Genomic DNA, 21,411 nt, shown 5'->3' on the forward strand with positions numbered 1-21,411 from the left:
CAGTTCACGACGAACCGACTCACGCACACCCGCATCCTCAACCGACGCCAATACAGACGCCAGAGCACGCGAGAGAATGTCCTCACGCATGAACGGTTCCACGCGGGTTGCCTGGTACACCGGCACCATAGCGCGCGAGAGCATCGGGATGAAGTTCGGCTCAGCCCAGGACGGCTCTAGGGCGATGACGCGTGCCAGGGTGGGGGAGTATTCTTCCATCCAGCGCTGGAAGTCTTCTTCGTTGGAGAAGTAGGAGCCGTCTTCTTTGAGTTCGAAGGCTTGGGGAACAGTGGTGTTGGCGGCCTTTGCTTCGTCGAGTTCTTGGGCGAAGTCGGAGACACGTTCACGCAAAGCTGCCATCTGCTTAAATTGTGCGGGAATGTCCTCATCCTGCAGGGCTGCTAGGTAGTTTTCGACTTCGCGGTGATCGGGTTCGCGTAGGGTGGTGCCGGGGGTGGGGAGGGTGGGGAACTGGTAGCCGGTTTCGGTGAGGTGGTTTGCTTTCTCTTCGCCCTTGACGGCTAGTTCGATGGCGGTGTTGAGTAGGTCCTGCTTTGTGTCGGCGTCGATGGGGTAGCGGCCGTATTGGCCGGGGGTGTACTTCTTGTACAGGTTGTGTAGGGCGATGCAGCGTAGGCGTAGGTTGTAGAGGAAGGCTTGCCAGTTGCCGATGGTGGCGAAGCCTTCGTTGATGAGGGTGATCATTTCGTCGATGGGTTCTTCGTCGGCTAGTTCGGTGGTGAGGCTGTCGAGGAGGTGGTTGATGCTTTGGGCGGTGGCGATGTCGGTGCGTAGTGCTTGGGTGAGGGCGAGGTCGTCGGGGTAGGTGATGTAGTGGCCGCCGTCGATTTGGATGAGGTCGTTGTGGGTGATCCATGCGGGGGCGGTGGGGTTGGTGTTGATCATTGGTTTTCTTTCGGTTGTGGTTGGTGGTGTGGTTGTTGTGTCCCCGTGCTGCGGTGCGGGGGGGGGTATGGGAAAAGGCACCCCGTGGGGGTGCCTTGTGTGCAAAAGCCCAGTTGGGCAGCCAATGGCTTCTATATATTTCACCAACTGCAAACCCTCAGGGCCCATCCGGCCAGGTCCAAAGCGTACGCTATGGAGCCAGTTTCAAGTTTTTGATGCACTATCAGTCTAACATTCCAAAACCCCAGCAACCCGTGGGTTGGTCACGACTACGAAAAAAGAAAAGGCACCCCGTGGGGGTGCCTTGGTGCAAAAGCCCAGTCGGATAGCCTAGTGGTTTCTATATATTCTGCCACCTACAAATCCTCAGGACCCATCCATCCAACCTAGCAACTTGAGGTCGCTAGTGCCGCCTTCAGGTTTTTGATGCACTACTATTTTAACACAATCACCACACTTCCGGAAAGAGCATCCATGTCTGAAAACCGGCTTATAAGCCCTTATATCCTCGACCATAAAGACGAAAGCAACTATGCAGAAAAGCTCCAGGAGCATTCTGACGCAGAACGCATTGCTTTCGTTGATGAAACCTTTGTCGAGCCGTCCTATGATAAAGACACTGGCATCCTACACCCTGGATACTATTCCGTCGCTACCGTTGTCGTCGAAGCCGACGACATCGCCAAGTTCCGCGAAGACTTCGCTTCCTCTTTCGGAGGCATTAACTATTGGCACACCACTGACGCGGCCAACAATACAGCTAGAAAAAGGCAGAAGAAAGACGCCGAACCCAACCTCAGAAATTCCCCCTGGCTCGTCCAGAAAAACATCCGTCCCATGCTCGATACCCTGGGCCGCAACACCAAGGATGGCCAGAACATTGTCACGCTCAATTTCAATATTCCCTATACCGATGACCCTGACGAGCTGCTGAGGCTCCGTGATGCTGCCCGAGCTGAAGCTATCACTGCCCTGACCACGCACCTCACCCATGCCGAACCGCCCACCACCACCTTTGTCTTCGAAAAAGTCAAAGGCGGAACTCAAAAAGACAAAGATACACTTAACCGGCTTCAAAACGCTGGTGTTATCCCGCCCATTACCAGCATCTTTGCCGAGCCTACCGATGAGCCGCTTCTCTGGGGCGCCGATCTTCTCGCGTGGGCATCCCGTCACCTCGTCAATGCAACTACTCTTACGTGGCTCGATGATTCTAAAATCAAGGCACGCTTCCTTGACTCGCACGTACAAACCGAGCTTAAAACCCTCAATATTCGGCCCCTCAATCAGCCTTCACCCCGTATGAAGTTATACGACGAAGATACCTATCGAGAAGCAGGAACACCGGGCACCCGCACCGAAGTCGAAGCAACCTACCGCACCGCCGAAGCCAACGGCACCCCCGTCTCAGCAGGCCCCGACAAAAAGTCTGAACGCAAGAACATTGCCTACCGCAACGCTAAAGACGAGGCCATGAAAACGCACATGCCCGCCGAAAAGGAATTCGAGCTTGCCGTCGGTCGAGGCTATCTCACCAAAGGACAAGCTGAAAAATTTGACGCCGAGGTAGCTACCTCATCTGAGCAGATGGACCCTGAAACCAAGGAAAGCCTCGAACTCTTAGCCACGCTCAGGAGGGGAACAGAAACAAAAACCCCTGTTAAGCCGGAGCAAATTCAGCAGGCGGCTGCACAGCAGCAAGTACACCGCCCGCAGATGAACCAGTCCCACGGCGGAGTTGAACTCTAACCCAAAGAGAATATACGCAATGAAGAGGGGCCCACGACAAAACTGTCGTGAGCCCCCTCTATCAGTTAACTCAGCAAATCAAAGACTCCCCGCGGCGGATCCTGAATCGGGAACGCCTCACGAGAATACCGCGACGCATTATGCTCCCCATCCTCGCAATAGCGGAACGGGCCAGTCGAAGACATCAACACCGACATGTGGTAATCCATGTGGTCACGCCACCACGCCGAAAGACCCGTCGGGTCCTCACGTGCCGCCTCCCAGGACAGCCACAACGCCGTCAAACGGCACACCGCCTCCGGATGCTTCCACCACTGGGCACACCAGAACGTGTCCCTGCTATTGACCTTGCGGTTCATCACCTGCAGCAACCAGGAATGCACAAACTCGCCCGCATTCGGGAAAATCGTTGCAGGACCCTGCTCCTGCTGAACTTCGTTCTCGCCCATGCGCTACGCACCCCCATTCGCCAGCTGCTGCGCCGGGTCATACTTAGCCAGTGACGCCTTCACCGCCGCAGCATCCGGACCGGTGTACCACGGAATCGTCTGCACCATCGTCGCAGGCGCACCAGAAGCAAAGACCACCGCACGACCACGAGGAAGCGCCGCCAAATCAGACACGTCCAGGATCTTGTCCTTACGGTCATTATCGACGCTACGGGATGAACCCGACTGGCGGCTACTCGAGACCGAAACATTCGAGTACACGTAATCACCGATTAGCTGGCTCAACTCGCCCAGGAACTCGGTCTCAGAGACACCGCCACCGTAGACCTTAATATTTGCCGCGCTCCAGAGCTTACGCATACCCTCACGGCCCCAGACCACCACGCCCTGAGACCAGGACTGCAGAATCGTGCAGATTACGATACCGCGCGAGCCATAGTGCGAGTAAAGATTCGGCAATTCGCGCCAACGGCACACGTTCGCCGCCTCATCCAGCATCGCCACCATCGGCAAACGCAAACGTCCACCCAGCGCGACCGCCAGCTCTTCAGCAGCCTCAACCACCGCAACCGTCAAAGCAGTCACCAGCGGGCCAGCAGTACCAGCACCCTCCTTCGACAAAAGGAACAGGGTATTACGACCACGCACGAAATCGCGGGCGTTAAACTCTTCGCGGACCTCGCCCTCTTCCGGCGGGGTCACCCACTTAAGCACCGCCGCCGACGTCAAGCAGTTCGCCATCTGACGAGCCACACCGAACACGCCGCCACGCTGCTTATCAGGAGCAGAGATAATGCCGTCCACGTTCTGCGCAATCTGCGGGTAACCGGCATCCTTAAGAATTCCGACCGCCTCATCATCAGTCTCACGAGTCAGCCAACGATACACACGGGTAATGGGCTGACCGTCCTTAGCGGCCGCCAGCAAGAACGCCGCCAGCAGATCCTTCGCAGCAGAGTCGAAGAACGCATCCGTGCGGGCGCCTTCCTCACGCGAACCAGAGGCGAAATGCTCCGCCAAATTCTGTGCCTTCACCTCATCGGTCACATAGGAGAGCGGGTTCCACCACCAGGTTGCCGGATGAGCAGCCACAGCCTGCGGGTCAAAGATCCACACATCGCCGACCTGCTCACGCACACCACGGGTAGCATCCACCACGTCACGCTTATTTGAGGTGACCAGCACCGCGCCAGGGGCAGCCAGGATGCCAGGGATAGCACGCGAGGTAGTCTTACCGGTACGAGGACCCCAAATGTCCACGCACACGTTCTCCCAACCGGAATACAGCATCTGGCCTGAGAGGGTCTTGGCAATCGGAAGACCCGGCGAATCCACACCCAGACGGCGGGCGTCATTCAACGCCGCCTTCTCACGCATGAACGCAATATCAGCGCCAGAGCCCATCATTGACCCGGCCTTATCCACACGCGTTGACGGGGTGCTGTTCGCCAGCTTGCGCCACCAAAGGCCTACCGCACCGCCCAGCAGCAGAACAGCTACCACGATAGAGACCACGGTGGAAGCCATAGACCAGGGCGCGGTTCCACGAATCACGCCGATCATGGCAGCCACCGGGTTCCATACGGTAATGCTCTGACCGGTCAGAGCGGCACCGACCGCGTAGCCGGAGTAGAAGATAATGCCGGCGACCAGGATGAGGGCGATAATGCCCCAGATGACGAATGCTTCAGTGTTGAAGCCGCGCTTATGCGGAGTGCTCATAATAGCCGTATCCTTCCGGGCTCGGAATCAGGTGTGCAGACTCAGTAGGGGTCTGATTGTGCTGCGGGGTGGGGGCCGGTGCTGTGGTCGTTGAGGAGAAACGTACCGGTGGCTGTTCCGGTTCCTGCTGTGCAGAGGTCTCTGACAAGCCAGAAGACTGTACAGAAATACCGAAATCCTCATATGCAGATTCCCGTATTTCTGTATTTCCGTATGTGCCAGCGCTACCCGTAGGCATACCCACCAGCGCGTTCGTCACCTCATTGCCGCTAGCCACATGCACCGAACCATCCGAGTTACCCCAGCGCTTGTTCGTGTTGTTCATATCGATTTCAACCTGAGTCAGACGCACCATCACACTAATACCCGGGCGTCCACCCACCTTCACCATGAACTTACCAACACCAGGAGCCTGACGGGGCGCACCATGCGCCGAACGATTCTGAGCGAGACGCGACCACGAACCAGGATCAGCCCAAGACACCAGACGCGCCGCCTCCGCCTGACTCAGAGGCATCACACGACGCAGCTTCGCCATCTCAGACTGCGGCAACGCACCAGTAATCACCAGACCAGAGCGCTCAACAAAACCACGTGCCTTCTCACGCTCAGACTCAGTAGCCAACGCATCCAAGTCACTCATCGTGTGCGTAATCATCGCCTGGCCCACACCATCACGACGATTCAGACGAGTCAGCGAGTCAATACGGTCCACCATGTCCGCACCCGCACGCAGCGCACGCCAAAGCTCATCGAGGACCACGAAATAGTTACGACGCGGCGCCAGGCCCTCATCAGCCAGCGTGTGCGCAATTTCCACCGACGCAAACGTCGTGGACCAGCACGCCAGCAGAGCAGCAGCCTGCACGTCACGGTGAATATCAGAAATCTGGCTAATGTCGAACACCGCCGGGCGGTCCATCGCCAAACGTGCCGTGGTCGGCTTAGAGAACATATCGCCAAAGCGGCCCTGACCATTTAGAGACATGAGCGAGGACACCAACGCATCCGTCGCGTCCCTATAGCGACCCTCATCACCACGGTCCAGCGCCACATCCTGCAGAGCCTGCGGGCGAGCCACAATCACATCCAGCAGATCCTGCACCACCGGCACACCCTCATGATGCTCCTCCAGATACGTCAAAGCAGCATCCAGAATCGTCTCCTCATGCGGAGTGATATGACCCTTACGTAGAATCGAAATCAGCGCAGAAAGCATCTGCAGCTTACGCGAATGAGCGTCCACCATCAGACGCTCACGAGTCTTCGGGGGAAGAGAATCAGCGATAGAGCTCAACTCGCCCGGGTCCAGAATGTTCAAGTGACCACGACCGGGAGCCAGCTGAATGACCTGGCCGCCCATCGCGGTAATTTCATCCACATAGTCAGGCTTGAGGTCACCGGGAATCAACGGAACAATACCTCGGCCGTTCATACCCAACAGCATATGACGAACGAATGTGCTCTTGCCGTAGCCGGGAAGACCCAAGATAAACACCGACGGGTTATTAATAATGCCGTCCACAAACCAGGCAATCGGGTCACAACCAACCGGCGCATTCGTATCAATATCGATACCCATAGGGGCACCAGAAAACGGCGTGGACGAGCCTGCCGCAAACGGCCACATGCCGCACACCTGGCGGGTCGAGCCACGCCACTCGCGAGGAGACTCAAACAGGTGCGAGGCACCGCCACCGGGAAGCATGTACCCGCGGGAGCGGCCATAGGCACCCGAGTGCGCTTCAGTAGACGAGACGAAAATCGACTTAATAGACGAGAAGAGGCCAGCTCGGCGCGGAGCTTCCGGCTGGTCAGCCTCGGCGGCGTTATAGGTGACGATTCGACGACGACTCATCAGAACCTCCATACAGAAAAACAGAAAAGCATATATACAGAAATGCTGATTTGCAGAGACCTGGGAATCTGCATCAACAAATCCCCAGGTCTACGCAATATCACAGGGCTACAACGCCGACTTCACCGACTCCGGCAGAACCGTATGGCGACCCAACACCACACCCAACGGCAACGTCGCAGCAAACACCGCATCATGAGCACCCCACGCACGGCGGAGCATGATGCGACTCGACGGAGCAAGCTCCTGCTCCACCACGGCTACCGCATCAGCCATCTCTGCAGGAGTCTCAACCGTCGCGCACACTACCAGACCCACATAGGTCAAACCAGCACCACGCGCCTCATCAGCCGCCGTCGCATTAGCCGCCTCCAGCTCAGCCGACAGACGGGCCGAGCCATTACGAGTCGAGGTCAAACGGGTACGGGCAGTGTTCTGGTCCTGCTCAACCATCGCCGCGGTCAACGCTGAATCCACCGGACGATACAGCATCGTCACACGCTTACGCCCAATCATCGCGTGCGGCTCCAAAAGACGCGCAAACACGTTCGAGAACACGGCACCTCGCGGAGCCTCACTCATCGTCCAGCACACAGACAGGCCTGAATCATGCCGATAATGACTCCATTCCACCACTGCGGTACTCGGGCCAGCAGAGGACAGGTCAATCTCCGGACTCTCGCCCACATAGGCGGCCTCATCCAGCAAGCGAGATACGGCTGGATCATACGCAGTACGCACAATCTGACCAATATCACCAGCCACCATCGGGGTGGCCACACCCGCACCGGTAGCTTCCAGGTGCGAGCACCAGAAGACAACCTTGGAGGAGAGGTCACGGAGCATCTCATCCGGGGTACGGCGACGCATACCCGCACGAGCCGCCGCCGAGAAGCTCAAAGTCACCCAAGCACGAGTCTCAGAGACACCCGACGGGTAGGTTTGAGCCGCCTCCGCCAGCATCTGCGAAGCAATCGGGGATGCCGTATTGGACATGGACGACTCAATCTCACGGCGCAGACGGATACCTGAACCGGGGGAAGTTTCCACGGTCACCGAGGCACCTACCAGACCGACCTCACGGCCCAACTCAGCCAAAAAGCCGCCCCAGTTGGCGACCCACTGGTCAATATCGGCCTGGTCGACCATGGCCGCACCGTCAGGCTCAACCGCCAGAGAGACGGAGTAGATGCTAACGGCAGGCATGTGAATCAGCGCAAAGGGACGCCCCACACTGTCGGTACCCTCATAGGTCACCGCAGAGGAAGCCACACCGGGCAGGCGGAACTCATTCGTGGGGGTAGCACCGAGCGGACCTGAGCGGAAGATATTGAGCTTCCGGAAGCGAGCGAACATGAAAATAAGCCTTTCGGAGAGGCGCTCCATGAGCGTGTACCCGTGCTTGTCCTTCAGAGCGAAGGAGCCCAGGAAAAGCGCGAGGATAACGCCAATGATGAGGCCGGGGATAATACCGGCCAGACGCATGACGAAGATGGTGATGATAATGGTGACAAACAGCAGAGCAGTGGCAAGGCCGGAGAGTCTACCAATACCAGCACGTTGGGGGAGCCTCCAGTTACCGTATGTGGGCTCAACATACTCAGTATCAACGTGCGCCACTCGATCCTCCCTCCGGCTTCTTCTGCTCGGGCTGCGGCGGCTTAGGCTGCGGATTCGGCTTTGCTGAGCCGCCGGATCCACCGCCACGAGCACCACCGCCCTGAGAGGGAGCAGGCGTATGAGAGCTTGAACCACCCTGCGGAGGCTGCTCACCAGCAGCATCATGGACAGCAGCCTGCACAGCTTGAGTACCCTTCTTTGCGGCTGCTCCAACAGCCATCAGAGCCAGAGCAGCTCCACCAGTGGCCGCACCAGCGGCAGCCGTACCAGCGCCCTTAGCAGCTGCGGCACCGGATGCACCACCACCAGCGCCACCAGCACCACTTGCACCAGCAGCGCCACCGCCACCTGAGCTACCACCCTTAGCGGCCATACGCGATCCCATATTGACCGCGCCAGATGCCGCACTACCAACAGCTGCACCAGCGAACATTGCGCCGCCGGCTGAGGCAGCTCCAACCGCGGGCACAATGAGGCGCATCATGGCGGGTAGAGCAAAGAGAGCAGCGACCATGAGGACAAGACCACTCATAAGGCCGACGATTGATTCAGCCGCGCCCTTCAGCTCGCCAGTCAGTGCTGAGCCGGTAACTTTGAAGGCCGCAGCATAAATTGTTGCTGCCACCGGCTTATAAAGCACAAAAGCGATAAGCCACGAGGCGTGTTTCTGGGACCATTGCTTACCCCACTGGGTATTGGTCGCGGAGTAGGCCAGCGGTAGAGTACCTGCCAGCAGCACGGATAGCGCCGAGCGGACAATCAGTAGGCAAATCTGGACGAGAGAGACCAGCATCGCAATGATGCCTGCGACAATCATGAAAATCTGCAAATCTGAAGCGCTTTTAGAGCTCATGATATTTTGCAGGCCTTTAGTAAATCCGCCTTCAACAGATTTGTCAAGAATCCATGTGGAGTAGCTGTCGCCAACCTGTAGAAGAATAACCACAGCTCCAAGCCCTGCCGAGGAGGCAAGGAGTGACCGTATCAGCGCCGCCACAAGCTCCATGAGTGGCTGGCCTTTTCGGCTCCATATCATCTGTCCTGCAGCATAGAGCACGCTAAAGACCATGAGTGTGGACCAAATCCACCAGGTGTGTCCCTGCAAGAATCCTACAGGATCAGAAGGATTTCCCTGAGTATCTCCGAGAGGAATAGTCGGAACAGTAACCCAAAAGCTTCCTAATGTTTCAATCGTAGATGCCATCGCAACACTGACGTTGTGCGCTAGCTGATCCATGAGGCTATCGCCTACCGTTTGAGCGGCTTCCTTAGCCAGACAGCTAGTCTCCCAGAACCAGCACATTAGACAGTACCCCAACGAATGAACTTGGTAGTGTCAGAGACAGGACCAATACCCAAAGGGTTTTTCGCGTTTCCATCCGGAACACGCAGACGCCAGTCGCCATCCTGCCAAACCATAGTCACATCAGCGCTGATCCATCCGGTGCCCCTCTCAGGAATAACAACAGCAAGCCTTACTACAGCACGCTCAGGGGTATAGGAGAGGAACTGGTATCCAGCCACCTGCTGCGGAGCTGAAGCTGACGGAGTCCCCCATCCCGTTCCATTAATTACGTAGCGTTCGTAGGTCTGCTGAGAGACAGCAGGATCATTAAGTTGCAACATAGTCCAAGTCGCCGCGTACAGTGCACCCTCAGCAGAGTGCTCAAAGCAGCTACGAATCGGGGAATCCACCATAGGCCCAGCAGTCTTAGATGAGGGACCGGTCCAACCTGAATCGGTGGTTACCCACTTAGTGCCCTTCGGGGCAGCATCCATCACAGACTCATCGTCCGAGGCGCCAGCACCACAAGAGCCAGCCGCAAGAGATGACGTGGCATGAGTCAACTGCTGCCCGGAACCCGCTGATGCACTAGAGCCACTCGATGCTGACGAGCTCGAGCCGCCACGTGGAATCAGCACAATCAACAACAGGACCAGTAGCACGCCAACACCGGCGATAATGCCGATACCCCAGCGGGGAATGGTCACGCCAGACTTTTTCTCCATGATGTCTCTCCATGTCTCATCACCCCGGATTTCGGGGTACACCAGATAGCCCTACCCAGTGTGGGGAAGAGCTTGAGTGAGTGATAGTGGGTAATGGGGGGATAGGAGACCCAGCGACGGGTCTCGCTTGAGATTAAAAGGGTCACGGGGTGCGTGAGCGCACCCCGTGCAGGGCTTTTAGCCCATGAACATGCCGACCAGACCGCTGGCTGCGGAGGCCAGGATACAGCCACCGAACACCCAACCGAGGCTGGCAGCGTGCTCGCCGCCCTGACCGCGACGGTTGTTAATCATCATCGCACCAGCAGTCACCAGCACACCGATAACAGCCAAGGCGAAGACGATCCACGCAATCCACTTAACGATGGTGGTAACGCCGTCAGAGCCGGGAGGTGCCTCGCCAGCACCCGGATCAACCGGGCCAGCCAGCACAGCAGCGTTCAGGAAAAAGGAATTTGCAGCAGCGAGCATCTCGCGCCTCCTCGTGGTTGTAGGTGTGTGTAACCCCCAGCGCTGGGAGTAAAAAATATTACCGGTATCAGCGATTACCATAGCACACGCACCTGATGTACGTGCCACGCGTTGTCACTAGTCCACCGTATAGAGCCTCATGCCTCGACACCGTATGCCGTAGCTAGTGATGAGTAGCGGACCCATTCGCCACTTGTGTACACCTTTCATCCCAGGGGCGTACACCTTTCATCCCAGTATCGCGGGTAATTGACCCACCCCAAAACCAAGTTATCCACATGGTGCACATTACATAAAAATATTTCCCGCGCGCGCAAAAATAGCCCTTAATGTGTTAGGGGTGGTGGTTAACCTGACTTTAGATTGCCATTCGATACAACACCCTATTGTCACGCCTGGTCCCCGCGCGAGCGGGGATGAGCCCGCGGACGGCGCTGTTGGATATGGTGCGGGTATGTTCCCCGAATGAGCGGGGATAAAGTTTTAAATAACGCATATACAGATATGACCAGCCAGCTGTAAAACCCCCACACCCCCTGTTAAAATGAGATGCGAGGCCACCCCCAGGGGCGGCCCCAGGGCACACAACATCACTCACACCAACCACACATACCCTTCCACACACCAGGAGCCAAAAAGCCATGCAAAAAAGTGCCCTAGTGGTCTCCCTACCTATCATCTTCATCTTCGGACTCATTCTCTCGTTAGTTCTCGTTATCGGTGGGTCAAGCGCGGATGCTTGCACCACCGGCAAAGCAAAAACTGGCCAAAACGCCGTTTCTGCACCAGACCCCGCCCCCGTCACCAATATCGGTGACCGAGGTGACACCATCAAGACTTACCTTCCAGAACTCCAAGAAGCCTCCCGCCTCAGCGGCTTCCCCATCTCCCTTCTGGCAGCCACTATTCAGCAAGAATCCGGCTGGAACCCCAACGCTGTTTCTGAAGCCGGTGCCATCGGACTTTCTCAATTTATCCCTGATACCTGGGCCTCCTTCGGAAACGGGGAAGAGCCCACCGACCCCCGCGCCGCAATCAAGGCCATGGGTCGATACATGGCGTACCTCAAAACCACCCTCCGCAACGCAGGCGTCGAAGGAAATGAAGTCAATAACGTTCTCCGTGCGTACAACGCCGGCCCTGGTGCTGTCATCTCCCAAAGTGGCGGGTACAACGACCCAGAAAATATCAACTACGCCCCGGCTATCCGCGACTACTGGCCTCAGTACCAGACCCTCATCAAGGACCTTGGTATCGACGACTACCCTACAGGCGCCGAGCAGCCCTCACTGAGCAATGCTGCTGCCAATAACGCAACTCCTGAATCCACTGGCAGTGCTTCCGCCTCAGCATCGACAGGGAAGAACGATAAAAAGGCATCCAGTAAAGGAAAATGCAAGGATAATAAAAACCAGAAATCTTCAAATGCAGAAAACCAGAAATCTGGAAATACAGATAAATCAGGCGACGACTACCCCTGGAAACATCTCCCCCACTGCTCCGACGACTACACTTATTGCCCTGAAGTAACCGATCCCACCAACGCGTTCCCCGGTGAATGTGTAGCCTTCGCAGCATGGCGTGTCGTCCAACAAACCGGTGGCAATGCCGACAACATCACCTTTCACTCCCCCGGCAACGCCGCCGAGTGGCGAGGGTACTGGATTGCCCAGGGCTGGGAAATTGGAGATAAACCCGTCATTGGCGCCGTCGTCTATTACAACTCTGGCGTCGGCGGAGCCAGCTCATATGGACACGTTGCCATAGTGAAAGAAATCCGCGATGACGGCACAATCGTCGAAGAAGGCTACAACGGAGACTACGCTCCCAATGACCACCAGTACTACACCCGAGTCGTACCAGTTGATCGCCCGAGTGCATACCTCTACATCCCCAGCCACTAAGAAAGGAAGCACCATGACCCGCAAACTCACCGCGCTTACCGCAACCCTCGCCCTGCTCGCTACCGGCTGCTCCGCATCCACCGACAACACCGCCCCCACCGGCTCACCCGCCACCCCTAGCACTACCACTGCGCCCGCACCTGCACCCAGCACCGCAACGCAGACTCCCACCGTCACCGAGGTAAACCCCACCACTGCAACCCCGACCCCGACTGTGAGCCTCGACCCCTCACCCCTAGCAGGAACCGGCGGCGGCCGCCAGCAACCCTCCAGCGTCCCTACTCTCAACACCATCACCGACGAGGACCGTGCTCGAGCAATCGACGCTGCAAAAGCAATCGTCACCGCATACACCAGTGGCAAACCCTACAAGGAGTGGTCTGCAGATCTCTTCCCCCTCATCGATGCCGAACTCCAGAATCAGTACAACCAAAATTTGCGCGTTGACCTTCTAAAAGGGAACGTCACAAGTGCAGAACTTGTTGATGACCCCACCCTTAAGATTCCCGGAGGAGATAACCCCTACTGGCTCACCGTCCATGTGAAGGTTGATGGAGGAATTAGCCCCGCCTACTACGTACGCCTTCACCGCACCGCTGAGCGACCCAACAAATGGAAGGCCTCCCACATCCTCGAGCCCCAGGCCTACAACACCTTCGTCAACAGCAAGACCAAGAACAAGAACTAGAATATGGACGCTCTCGACTACCCCCGCATCGACGCGACCGTCTCAGCTGACGGCCTCATCCAACTTGAAATCCAAGACCACGCCCCCCGCACCTTTCAGGACGTAACCACTGAAGAGGCCCTGGGACAGGTGTGGAACCACTGCGCCCACCTCGCCCAAACCCTCGGCCGCGACGTCAAAATCTATGTCCAAGAAGGTACCAAGACTAGCTACTACACCCTCACTCCAGAAGGCGAGCCTACTCTCCAAACTGTGACCGAGGAAGTTGAAAAGCCGTCCATTTGGCGACGCAAAGCAATCCTCATCCCCGCCGCAGCCCTCCTAGCACTAGGACTCGGCGGCGGAGCATTCGCAGTCGTCAATGCCCTCAACCACCCTACAACCACCTCAGTGGCCACCACCCCAGCCGGAGTCACCATCACCCTCGACAATGGAACCTACACCACCGGCGCCCTCAGTGGCGATGGCCAGCGTATCTCCTACATTGACGGATCGACCCTCTACGTTGTCGATGCCACCAAAGGCACCCTCGTCAGCCAGACCGACCTAACCAAAAACAAGATTGAAGCTGCAGGGCTGACCATCCACCCCACCGGTGACGGATTCCTCTACACCGCACCCGGTAGCTACTTCATGTGGTCCGGCGGAAAATTCTCCAACATCAACACCATTACCACCAAGGCGCAAACCATCATCACCCGCGCTGGGGAATCCGTCATCATCTCCCGCAATGACCCCACCCCCGGAAGCGTCCAAAAAATCAGCGTTAACGGAACCGAGCGGTACCGCTCCCCCGCTGAAGGCGCAGCCTTCATCGCCACCTCTAAAGGCAACGGCATCTGGGCATCCACCCGCGGTAACGGCACCATCATCACCGCAACTGCCAACGGTACCGAAACCGGAGCGCACCCCCTAGTAACCCCCACCGAAGGAGCAACCTTCACTCGCTGGGTAGGAGCCACCGCCAACGGTGAGGTCGTCACCCTCTGGCACACCCCCGCCGGGCAAGACATCCTTGCCCTCCAAGCCCCAGAATCTGACAGCGTCAGCCGCACCATCGACATCACCGGAGCAGCCGATAGTGTGAAGATTGACGGCACCGGCACCATCGCCATCGCAGGAGACCAAGTCCATCACCTCAGCACCGAGGGGTCCTACGCCCTACCGGCCATGCCAACCAAGGTCACAAGCCGACCCGCCGGAGGATTCAGCCTCGAATTCGGTGACGGAACCACTGGTGATGCAACCTCCAGCGGCTATATCGCCTCCACCGACACCCCAGTTCTTGGCACAACCGCAGACGGACACCGCGTAACCGTCAGCCCCGACCAACACAGCATCGTCATCAACCCTTAATCAAGAGGAGTAAAAAGTGTACCGCAAGGCCCTCATCACTTCCCTCACCCTCACAGCCGCAGCAGGCGCCATTAGCTGCACCGCAGCGACCGCAGCAGAAACACCCACCCAGAGCGGCTCCATCACCATCCGTGATAATGGCCAGCCCAACCGCGACCAGACCCGCGACCTGACCGTTGCCCTCATCACCAAAAACGGCGCCGGTAACGCAGCCACCCAGCCTGCCACTACGCCCGAGTTCGTCACCGCATCCCCTGCCGAAGCGGAAGCACCCGCCGAGGCTGAGGCACCTGCTACGGAAGCGGACCACTCTGAACCTCGTGAAGAGACCCCCGCTCCGAGCGAAGCAGCTTCGGGTGAAGTGGAAGTTGTTATCGCGCCCAGCACCGAACCCACCCATGAGGTTCCCGAAACGCCGGGCAATACCGACGTGCCCATCAACCCCTCCCCTGAACCTACTACCCCGGCACCTGAAACCCCGGGGAACACCGATGTGCCCATTGCACCTGAGCCTGAACCGGCCCGTAGCGAGCACGATGAAACCCCTGCCGACCACCAGCCGGCTGACGACACCGCACCCGTTATCGAACCGGAGCCTGAGCCTTCAACTCCGGCACCCGAGGCTACTGAAACCCCAGGCGAGGTTGAAGTTGTCATCGCACCTACCCCCGAGCCGAGTCAGAAAGCATCTGCGGACACTGCAGATAACGAGACACCCGATAACTCAGAGGTAGTCAGTACCGAGGTGCCCATCGCACCCGAGGATGCCCAGGCACACTCCCGTGCAACCTCAGATACTGGAGACCACGAGGTAACCGGTAGCGACGAGGTGGGCATCGCTCCGCAAGCACCGGGCTCCAAGACCCCCAAGAGTAAGAAGGGATCATCAGCTCAGCCTGCTGCAGATGCGAAATCCCCCACTTCGGTGCCGTCTGCTCAATCCACGGCGCCGGCTACCGCCCGCGACGAGTTGGCTTACACCGGTATTAGTGCCGAGACTGGCGGGATCGCAATTGGCGGTTTCATGCTGATTCTCACCGGAGCCGCTGGTGTGTGGTCTGTCCGCCGCAAGATCTCTAACGCCTAGCACCTAACTGAAAGGGGCGAGCGAATCGCAATGATTCGCTCGCCCCTTTCAGTTAGGTCTTGACAAGGACTAAATCTGTACAGAAATAAAGAAATATTGAAATCTTCATATACAGATTTCTGTATATCCATATTTCCGCCTCAAGGGGAGAGGGCCAGGTGGTAGGCGCAGTATATCGCGCCATGCCAAGTTGCTTGAAGCTGCAGTACATCGTGCGCGAAAGCGTAACTGACTTATTCGAAAAATACCCGTAGGGTCATTCTGATAGATTTGGAATGGCCCTACGATACACCACCGATATTTAAGGAGAACTACTCATGGCCGAGTACTTTGACCTTCCTGAGCGTTACCCTGAGCTATTCGCGCAGCTCAACGATAAGCAGAAGCGAGGTATTACTCAGACTCTCGCCTCAGCATGGCTTGAGGGTTACACCCATTCTCGCGAAGAAGTGGCTCAACTTATTGATCTGGAGCTAGGACGAATCACCTTCGAAGAATATAAGCAGAAGACCCTGGACAGGATTGCTTCTCGCCGAAACTTGGAAGAATCTGAGTAATGAGTGGTCAGGATGCATGGGCGGCATATTTTTTCCCACCGCCTGATGATCAAGTCATGCGTAATATTCCTGGTATTCGCAATGAGGGAGAGCTAAGAGAGTTCGAATACAGTATGACATCTGCAAGGCAGAGAATGCTGGAGGAGAACCCTAGCCTTGTTGCGCATACTTTTGACGCAGCACATCTCAAAGGGATCCATAAGTATCTCTTTCAGGACGTGTATGACTGGGCGGGGGAGTATCGTACTGTCAACATGAGTAAAAGGTATTCTGTGTTTGCAGATGTCAACAACAAAGAAGTCGACCGATACTTGGCAGAAGCATCCCAAAAAGTGCGCTCAACAGACTGGGAAAAGCTTAATCGTGTGGAATTTGTGAAGGCGGCATCTGAAGTTTTTGCAAACTTAAACCAGGCCCACCCCTTCCGTGAAGGAAACGGCCGAACCAGCAAAATCTTCATGGAACATGTTGCAGCTCTGAGTAATTTTGAACTTGATTACGATCGTGTCAGTAAAGAAATCTGGAATCAGCAGTCTATGTTTAGCGGTCCAGATTTTGGACACTTTCAGGTGCGTCCTGAAGAGATGTACCCGGTTTTCAATGCCATTTCCGTACCGCGCGAAACCCCACATGAGACCCAACTCGATGCTGAGGATGAAAAGTCGCAGCAGATTTACCGGCAGATTATGAATGGCTTCACTGGGCCTACTGGAGCGAATCAGCAGCAGACACCCCAGACACCTAACCGCAATATCAACCACGGCTTAAACCGCGAATCCGGTCAAGGACTCGGAGACTAAAGAAGGTGGGGTGCTCAAGACATATATCTTGAGCACCCCACCTTTGCGTGTTTTCAAGGTATGGTTACCGACAGGACGAAGTAGACCGGCTAGGGCGCGGAATGGTTATGGAAGGGCAGACGCAGCTTTTCTAACGTAGCGTGAGTGGTTCCATCATACGGCTTATGTTGGAACCACTCACTTCTTTCTAGGGTTTGGGCTCGGAGTTTGCTGCGCGCAGTAGTGCGTTCACTTCGGCGCGAGTAATACCAAGGCGACCCGTCTGGCAGAACGCGCCAAAAACCAGCAAAAGCATCCAAAGGACCAGAAGGTTACTGAGCCGGAGCAGCAGCCGAAGCCGCTCTCGCCGGTAGAGCAGAAAGTGCAGGAGGCCCGTGCTGAGCGTGCGCCTGAACCTGAAGCGGATGAGGAAACTCTGGCAGCTTTGAGGGTGAGCCAGATTGGCATGAGGACACATGCCCGAAAAGGAACAGCCCCTCATCCGAAACAGCCACCGGCACCTTCTACAGTACGTCCAAAGACTAATAAAGACATGGAACTTTAGGAATAACGTAAGAGGGGGACACATATTGTGTGTCCTCCCTTTCTGAAATATGGGTTTGTTCCTTTAGCGTCTGCGAGCGGCAACGACGGCCGACTGCACCAGGCGGTTTTCGCCTTGTGGACGATAACAGTACAGGATTCTAGCTAAGGTTGAACCCCGCACAATAGGGATTGAAACAGGTTAGGGGGAGAGATAGCATGGCTGAACGGACCCCAAATAATGTTCTCACGATTATCCTAGAGGGGTAAGAAAGCAACAAAAAAGGCACCCTCAGCGGGTGCCTTATGCGCAAGGTCCGTAGCTTCGGCCGACCTACATCAGCATACCCACTACGGCTCACCCATTATACCTCCTCGCCTTACGGCGACTACCTCAGGGTTCTTGGTTTACCTTGCTACTATTACTATAGCAAAACCGAATACCAACCGCAACATTTTTTGAAGGAATCAAAGGTGTCCTCCAATTCTTCCGGCCATCATCTTATCAGCGATTATCAGCAGGCCTTTATCACTAACCCCTCCGGCAGAATAGAGCGAGATTACCATTCTCGTATCGTCGGTTTCTACGAGAGAAACAGCGATGCTCCTCGTTTTGCCTTTGTAGACGAAACCTACCGACCTCCCAAAGTCAGCGATGACGGATACGGTATGCATCAAGGGTTCTACTCTATGACGGCTGTGATTGTCGAAGCAGATCAGCTTAAGGACTTCCGAGACGCACTGACGAATCTGCAAGGCGATTTCTACCATGCGAACCGAGCCAGTCCTGACCGTAACCAGGCTCTTCTTGAGCTAGTACACCAGCAGCTGCCGCCTGGCGCAGCAATCATTACAGTAGGTACTGCTGTTGATTATTCCCCGGATGCTGATACTCAGGTAGATTTCATCAGGCAAGCACGTCACAGTAACATGCTTTCTCTGATTCAGCAGGGACAAGATCGAGATAACCCGGTCTACGCGTTCGTCTTTGAACGCATGAGGAATGACAAGGAGAACCAGTTGGATTTGGAGGCTATCTCGAACTTTATCCAGGCTGGTCTTATCGATCCTATCGATCAGGTACAGGTATCTCCGAGTGCTGAGAGGCTCCTGTGGACCCCCGATGCGGTCTGTTATGCCGTTCAGAAGGTTCTTAACTCTTCTGACTACACCCTTTTTGAGACCATCAAAGACAATCTTGAGGTCTACGATGCGCTCAGCCATAGGTATCTTGACCTTGCTCCTGGACAGAACCAGCAGACTCAGATGAGTGCGCTCAATTTTGTCGCAGCTACTGTCCCGATTGAGAAGCTCTCTGATAATGCGCTTATGCAGGTCGCGAGTGGTCGTTTCGTCCGTGAAGAAGTCGTAGCTAGCCTTTCAAATTCTTTGCCTGAGGGTCCTTTGCCTGAGGGGCAGGGACGTATCCTACAGCCCAAGGCTCAAGAAGGTGTTGGTGATGCGTACTCCCGGACGCAAGCACAGGGGCATCAGCATCAGTTGTCTCCTGCTCAAGCTGTCGCTCAGAGTATTGCGCGTGGTGATATGACTCCCCGGCAGAAGCAGGCCTTTGAGGAATTGAACCGTCGTGGCACTCCTATTCCTCCCGCGTTGCAGGCTGTTAAGACCTCATATGAGCGGATGGAGCGTGCACGCGAACAGATTCTTGGCCCGAATGAGCAGCGTCAGCAGAATCATTTGAGTTCGCAGCAGCAAGAAGCTATCACGGAGCTAGGTAATCGGCCGTCAGAGCTTGATGTAGAGACGCAGCAGTCGCTTAGCTTGCTTCAGCCCACGGTGCAGAAAAGCGGTATGGCGCAGACAGGCCGGTCTCAGAATGAGGCACCGCGTCGAGGTCCTGCAGCGCCGACACGAGGTGTTGAGCTCTAAGAAAGAGGTATGGGGTGAGAAATCCAGTAGTGGATTTCTCACCCCATACCCCTTCACCGTTCTCAGCAGCACACGAGACGCTGCTCTGTTAATCTGGAAGAAAGCACCGATACCCCCGTGAGGTCAACGATGAACATTCACCCCTTCGACAACCACAGCACTGACATTGAGCAGGAACTTGCCCGTGAATTGCAAGCTATCGCCCGGCAGATTCGCCAGGCGCTGCAGAACCATAGGCAGCAGGCCGCTCGTGCAGAAACCCAGGAATCTGTGAATGCAGATGTGCAGATTCCTGCATCTCCGTATGCGCGGCTCTGGGAAGAATCATGGTGGGCTACCGCAACCAGCCGCGACCTAGCCGAATGGGCCACCGCGGCAGATCAGGAAGCACCCTACCGCGCTGACGCCGCCGCAGCCTACCACCACCTCGACGATAAGCTACGGAACGAATACGGGCTCACCCTCGCCGACTACCTGGCATACCTGAAGGAACACGGCTGGGAAGAACGCTACGAACAACACCAGGCCCAGGAACGAGCTGAAGAACGGGAGAATCTCTCCGATTCTGAGCGTCAGAAGGAACTCGACTCTAACGACCCGGCTGAAGCTCAAGAGCACGAGAACCAGTCAGAGCAGGCTCATGCCCAGGCTGGTCATGAGTGGGATCAGGCTGAAGCCCGCGGTGAACGCGCCGCCTACTACGAGGCCCACTACGATTCAGAAACCGCACACGCGGCCAAGCTCAACGACCAGTCCCTCGGTACGCACCCGCACCAGGCTGTGGCCGCTGCGAAGTCTCGAGGACCTCAGCAGCAAGCCAAGCCTGCCCGCGCCGTGCAGCAACAGGTGCATCAGCAGCACGAGCTATCCCACTAAAAATGTTCTCTTAGTAGGTGCGCTTTGCCAGTTCACGACGAACCGACTCACGCACACCCGCATCCTCAACCGACGCCAATACAGACGCCAGAGCACGCGAGAGAATGTCCTCACGCATGAACGGTTCCACGCGGGTTGCCTGGTACACCGGCACCATAGCGCGCGAGAGCATCGGGATGAAGTTCGGCTCAGCCCAGGACGGCTCTAGGGCGATGACGCGTGCCAGGGTGGGGGAGTATTCTTCCATCCAGCGCTGGAAGTCTTCTTCGTTGGAGAAGTAGGAGCCGTCTTCTTTGAGTTCGAAGGCTTGGGGAACAGTGGTGTTGGCGGCCTTTGCTTCGTCGAGTTCTTGGGCGAAGTCGGAGACACGTTCACGCAAAGCTGCCATCTGCTTAAATTGTGCGGGAATGTCCTCATCCTGCAGGGCTGCTAGGTAGTTTTCGACTTCGCGGTGATCGGGTTCGCGTAGGGTGGTGCCGGGGGTGGGGAGGGTGGGGAACTGGTAGCCGGTTTCGGTGAGGTGGTTTGCTTTCTCTTCGCCCTTGACGGCTAGTTCGATGGCGGTGTTGAGTAGGTCCTGCTTTGTGTCGGCGTCGATGGGGTAGCGGCCGTATTGGCCGGGGGTGTACTTCTTGTACAGGTTGTGTAGGGCGATGCAGCGTAGGCGTAGGTTGTAGAGGAAGGCTTGCCAGTTGCCGATGGTGGCGAAGCCTTCGTTGATGAGGGTGATCATTTCGTCGATGGGTTCTTCGTCGGCTAGTTCGGTGGTGAGGCTGTCGAGGAGGTGGTTGATGCTTTGGGCGGTGGCGATGTCGGTGCGTAGTGCTTGGGTGAGGGCGAGGTCGTCGGGGTAGGTGATGTAGTGGCCGCCGTCGATTTGGATGAGGTCGTTGTGGGTGATCCATGCGGGGGCGGTGGGGTTGGTGTTGATCATTGGTTTTCTTTC

Annotated in this window: 18 protein-coding genes; 9 read left to right on the forward strand and 9 right to left on the reverse strand. The window is 56.5% G+C overall.

The features are described from left to right. Positions 1-906, reverse strand: a 906-nt coding sequence (locus tag ADJ95_RS05930) for a hypothetical protein (protein ID WP_049333518.1), incomplete at its 3' end; no start/stop codon positions are given. A gap of 474 nt (positions 907-1,380) precedes the next feature. On the opposite strand from ADJ95_RS05930, the gene ADJ95_RS05935 reads away from it, so the two are divergent. Next, positions 1,381-2,655: a hypothetical protein gene (locus ADJ95_RS05935; RefSeq protein WP_049333525.1), complete on the forward strand. Its 1,275-nt coding sequence runs from the start codon at positions 1,381-1,383 to the stop codon at positions 2,653-2,655. Between the two features lie 65 nt (positions 2,656-2,720). On the opposite strand, the gene ADJ95_RS05940 is transcribed toward ADJ95_RS05935, so the two are convergent. The 7 genes from ADJ95_RS05940 to ADJ95_RS05965 form a co-directional block, all read right to left on the reverse strand. Further along, on the reverse strand, positions 2,721-3,104 hold the full coding sequence (locus ADJ95_RS05940) for a DUF4913 domain-containing protein (RefSeq protein WP_053088755.1): 384 nt from the start codon (positions 3,102-3,104) through the stop codon (positions 2,721-2,723). A 3-nt stretch (positions 3,105-3,107) separates the two neighbouring features. Then, positions 3,108-4,826: a type IV secretory system conjugative DNA transfer family protein gene (locus tag ADJ95_RS05945; protein ID WP_049333527.1), complete on the reverse strand. Its 1,719-nt coding sequence runs from the start codon at positions 4,824-4,826 to the stop codon at positions 3,108-3,110. Continuing rightward, entirely contained in the window at positions 4,810-6,684 is a 1,875-nt protein-coding gene (locus ADJ95_RS05950; protein WP_053088815.1) for a hypothetical protein, read from the reverse strand. Before ADJ95_RS05950 ends, ADJ95_RS05945 begins: the two co-directional genes overlap by 17 nt. A 108-nt stretch (positions 6,685-6,792) precedes the next feature. Continuing rightward, on the reverse strand, positions 6,793-8,304 hold the full coding sequence (locus tag ADJ95_RS05955) for an SCO6880 family protein (RefSeq protein ID WP_049333529.1): 1,512 nt from the start codon (positions 8,302-8,304) through the stop codon (positions 6,793-6,795). Beyond that, positions 8,291-9,157: a hypothetical protein gene (locus tag ADJ95_RS05960; protein ID WP_152691715.1), complete on the reverse strand. Its 867-nt coding sequence runs from the start codon at positions 9,155-9,157 to the stop codon at positions 8,291-8,293. The genes ADJ95_RS05955 and ADJ95_RS05960 overlap by 14 nt, the downstream gene beginning before the upstream one ends. Before the next feature lie 449 nt (positions 9,158-9,606). Further along, entirely contained in the window at positions 9,607-10,314 is a 708-nt protein-coding gene (locus ADJ95_RS09280) for an acyl-CoA synthetase (RefSeq protein WP_152691716.1), read from the reverse strand. A 177-nt stretch (positions 10,315-10,491) separates the two neighbouring features. Beyond that, complete coding sequence (locus ADJ95_RS05965) at positions 10,492-10,785, reverse strand: hypothetical protein (RefSeq protein WP_049333533.1); 294 nt, start codon at positions 10,783-10,785, stop codon at positions 10,492-10,494. A 659-nt stretch (positions 10,786-11,444) separates the two neighbouring features. Between ADJ95_RS05965 and ADJ95_RS08980 the strand changes: the two genes are divergently transcribed. The 8 genes from ADJ95_RS08980 (at position 11,445) to ADJ95_RS06015 (ending at position 20,465) form a co-directional block, all read left to right on the forward strand. Then, entirely contained in the window at positions 11,445-12,689 is a 1,245-nt protein-coding gene (locus ADJ95_RS08980) for a transglycosylase SLT domain-containing protein (protein WP_160310629.1), read from the forward strand. Between the two features lie 13 nt (positions 12,690-12,702). Continuing rightward, a complete protein-coding gene (locus tag ADJ95_RS09560) occupies positions 12,703-13,377 on the forward strand; it encodes a hypothetical protein (RefSeq protein WP_049333535.1) in 675 nt (224 codons plus the stop codon). A 3-nt stretch (positions 13,378-13,380) separates the two neighbouring features. Further along, entirely contained in the window at positions 13,381-14,733 is a 1,353-nt protein-coding gene (locus ADJ95_RS05980; RefSeq protein WP_049333538.1) for a hypothetical protein, read from the forward strand. Between the two features lie 16 nt (positions 14,734-14,749). Next, positions 14,750-15,820, forward strand: coding sequence for a hypothetical protein (locus ADJ95_RS05985; protein ID WP_049333540.1), 1,071 nt, complete (start codon positions 14,750-14,752; stop codon positions 15,818-15,820). Between the two features lie 317 nt (positions 15,821-16,137). Next, complete coding sequence (locus ADJ95_RS05990) at positions 16,138-16,377, forward strand: antitoxin VbhA family protein (protein ID WP_049333542.1); 240 nt, start codon at positions 16,138-16,140, stop codon at positions 16,375-16,377. Further along, on the forward strand, positions 16,377-17,177 hold the full coding sequence (locus ADJ95_RS05995; RefSeq protein ID WP_065423992.1) for a Fic/DOC family protein: 801 nt from the start codon (positions 16,377-16,379) through the stop codon (positions 17,175-17,177). Before ADJ95_RS05990 ends, ADJ95_RS05995 begins: the two co-directional genes overlap by 1 nt. Positions 17,178-18,173: 996 nt before the next feature. Beyond that, the gene (locus ADJ95_RS06010) at positions 18,174-19,589 is read left to right on the forward strand and encodes a hypothetical protein (RefSeq protein WP_152691717.1); all 1,416 of its coding nucleotides are present in this window, start codon (positions 18,174-18,176) and stop codon (positions 19,587-19,589) included. A 129-nt stretch (positions 19,590-19,718) separates the two neighbouring features. Continuing rightward, entirely contained in the window at positions 19,719-20,465 is a 747-nt protein-coding gene (locus ADJ95_RS06015) for a hypothetical protein (RefSeq protein ID WP_049333551.1), read from the forward strand. Positions 20,466-20,475: 10 nt separating this feature from the next. On the opposite strand, the gene ADJ95_RS06020 is transcribed toward ADJ95_RS06015, so the two are convergent. After that, a partial coding sequence (locus ADJ95_RS06020) for a hypothetical protein (RefSeq protein WP_204371131.1) occupies positions 20,476-21,411 on the reverse strand: 936 nt, incomplete at its 5' end.

The organism is Rothia mucilaginosa, from assembly GCF_001061665.1.
Classification (GTDB): Bacteria; Actinomycetota; Actinomycetes; order Actinomycetales; family Micrococcaceae; genus Rothia; species Rothia mucilaginosa_A.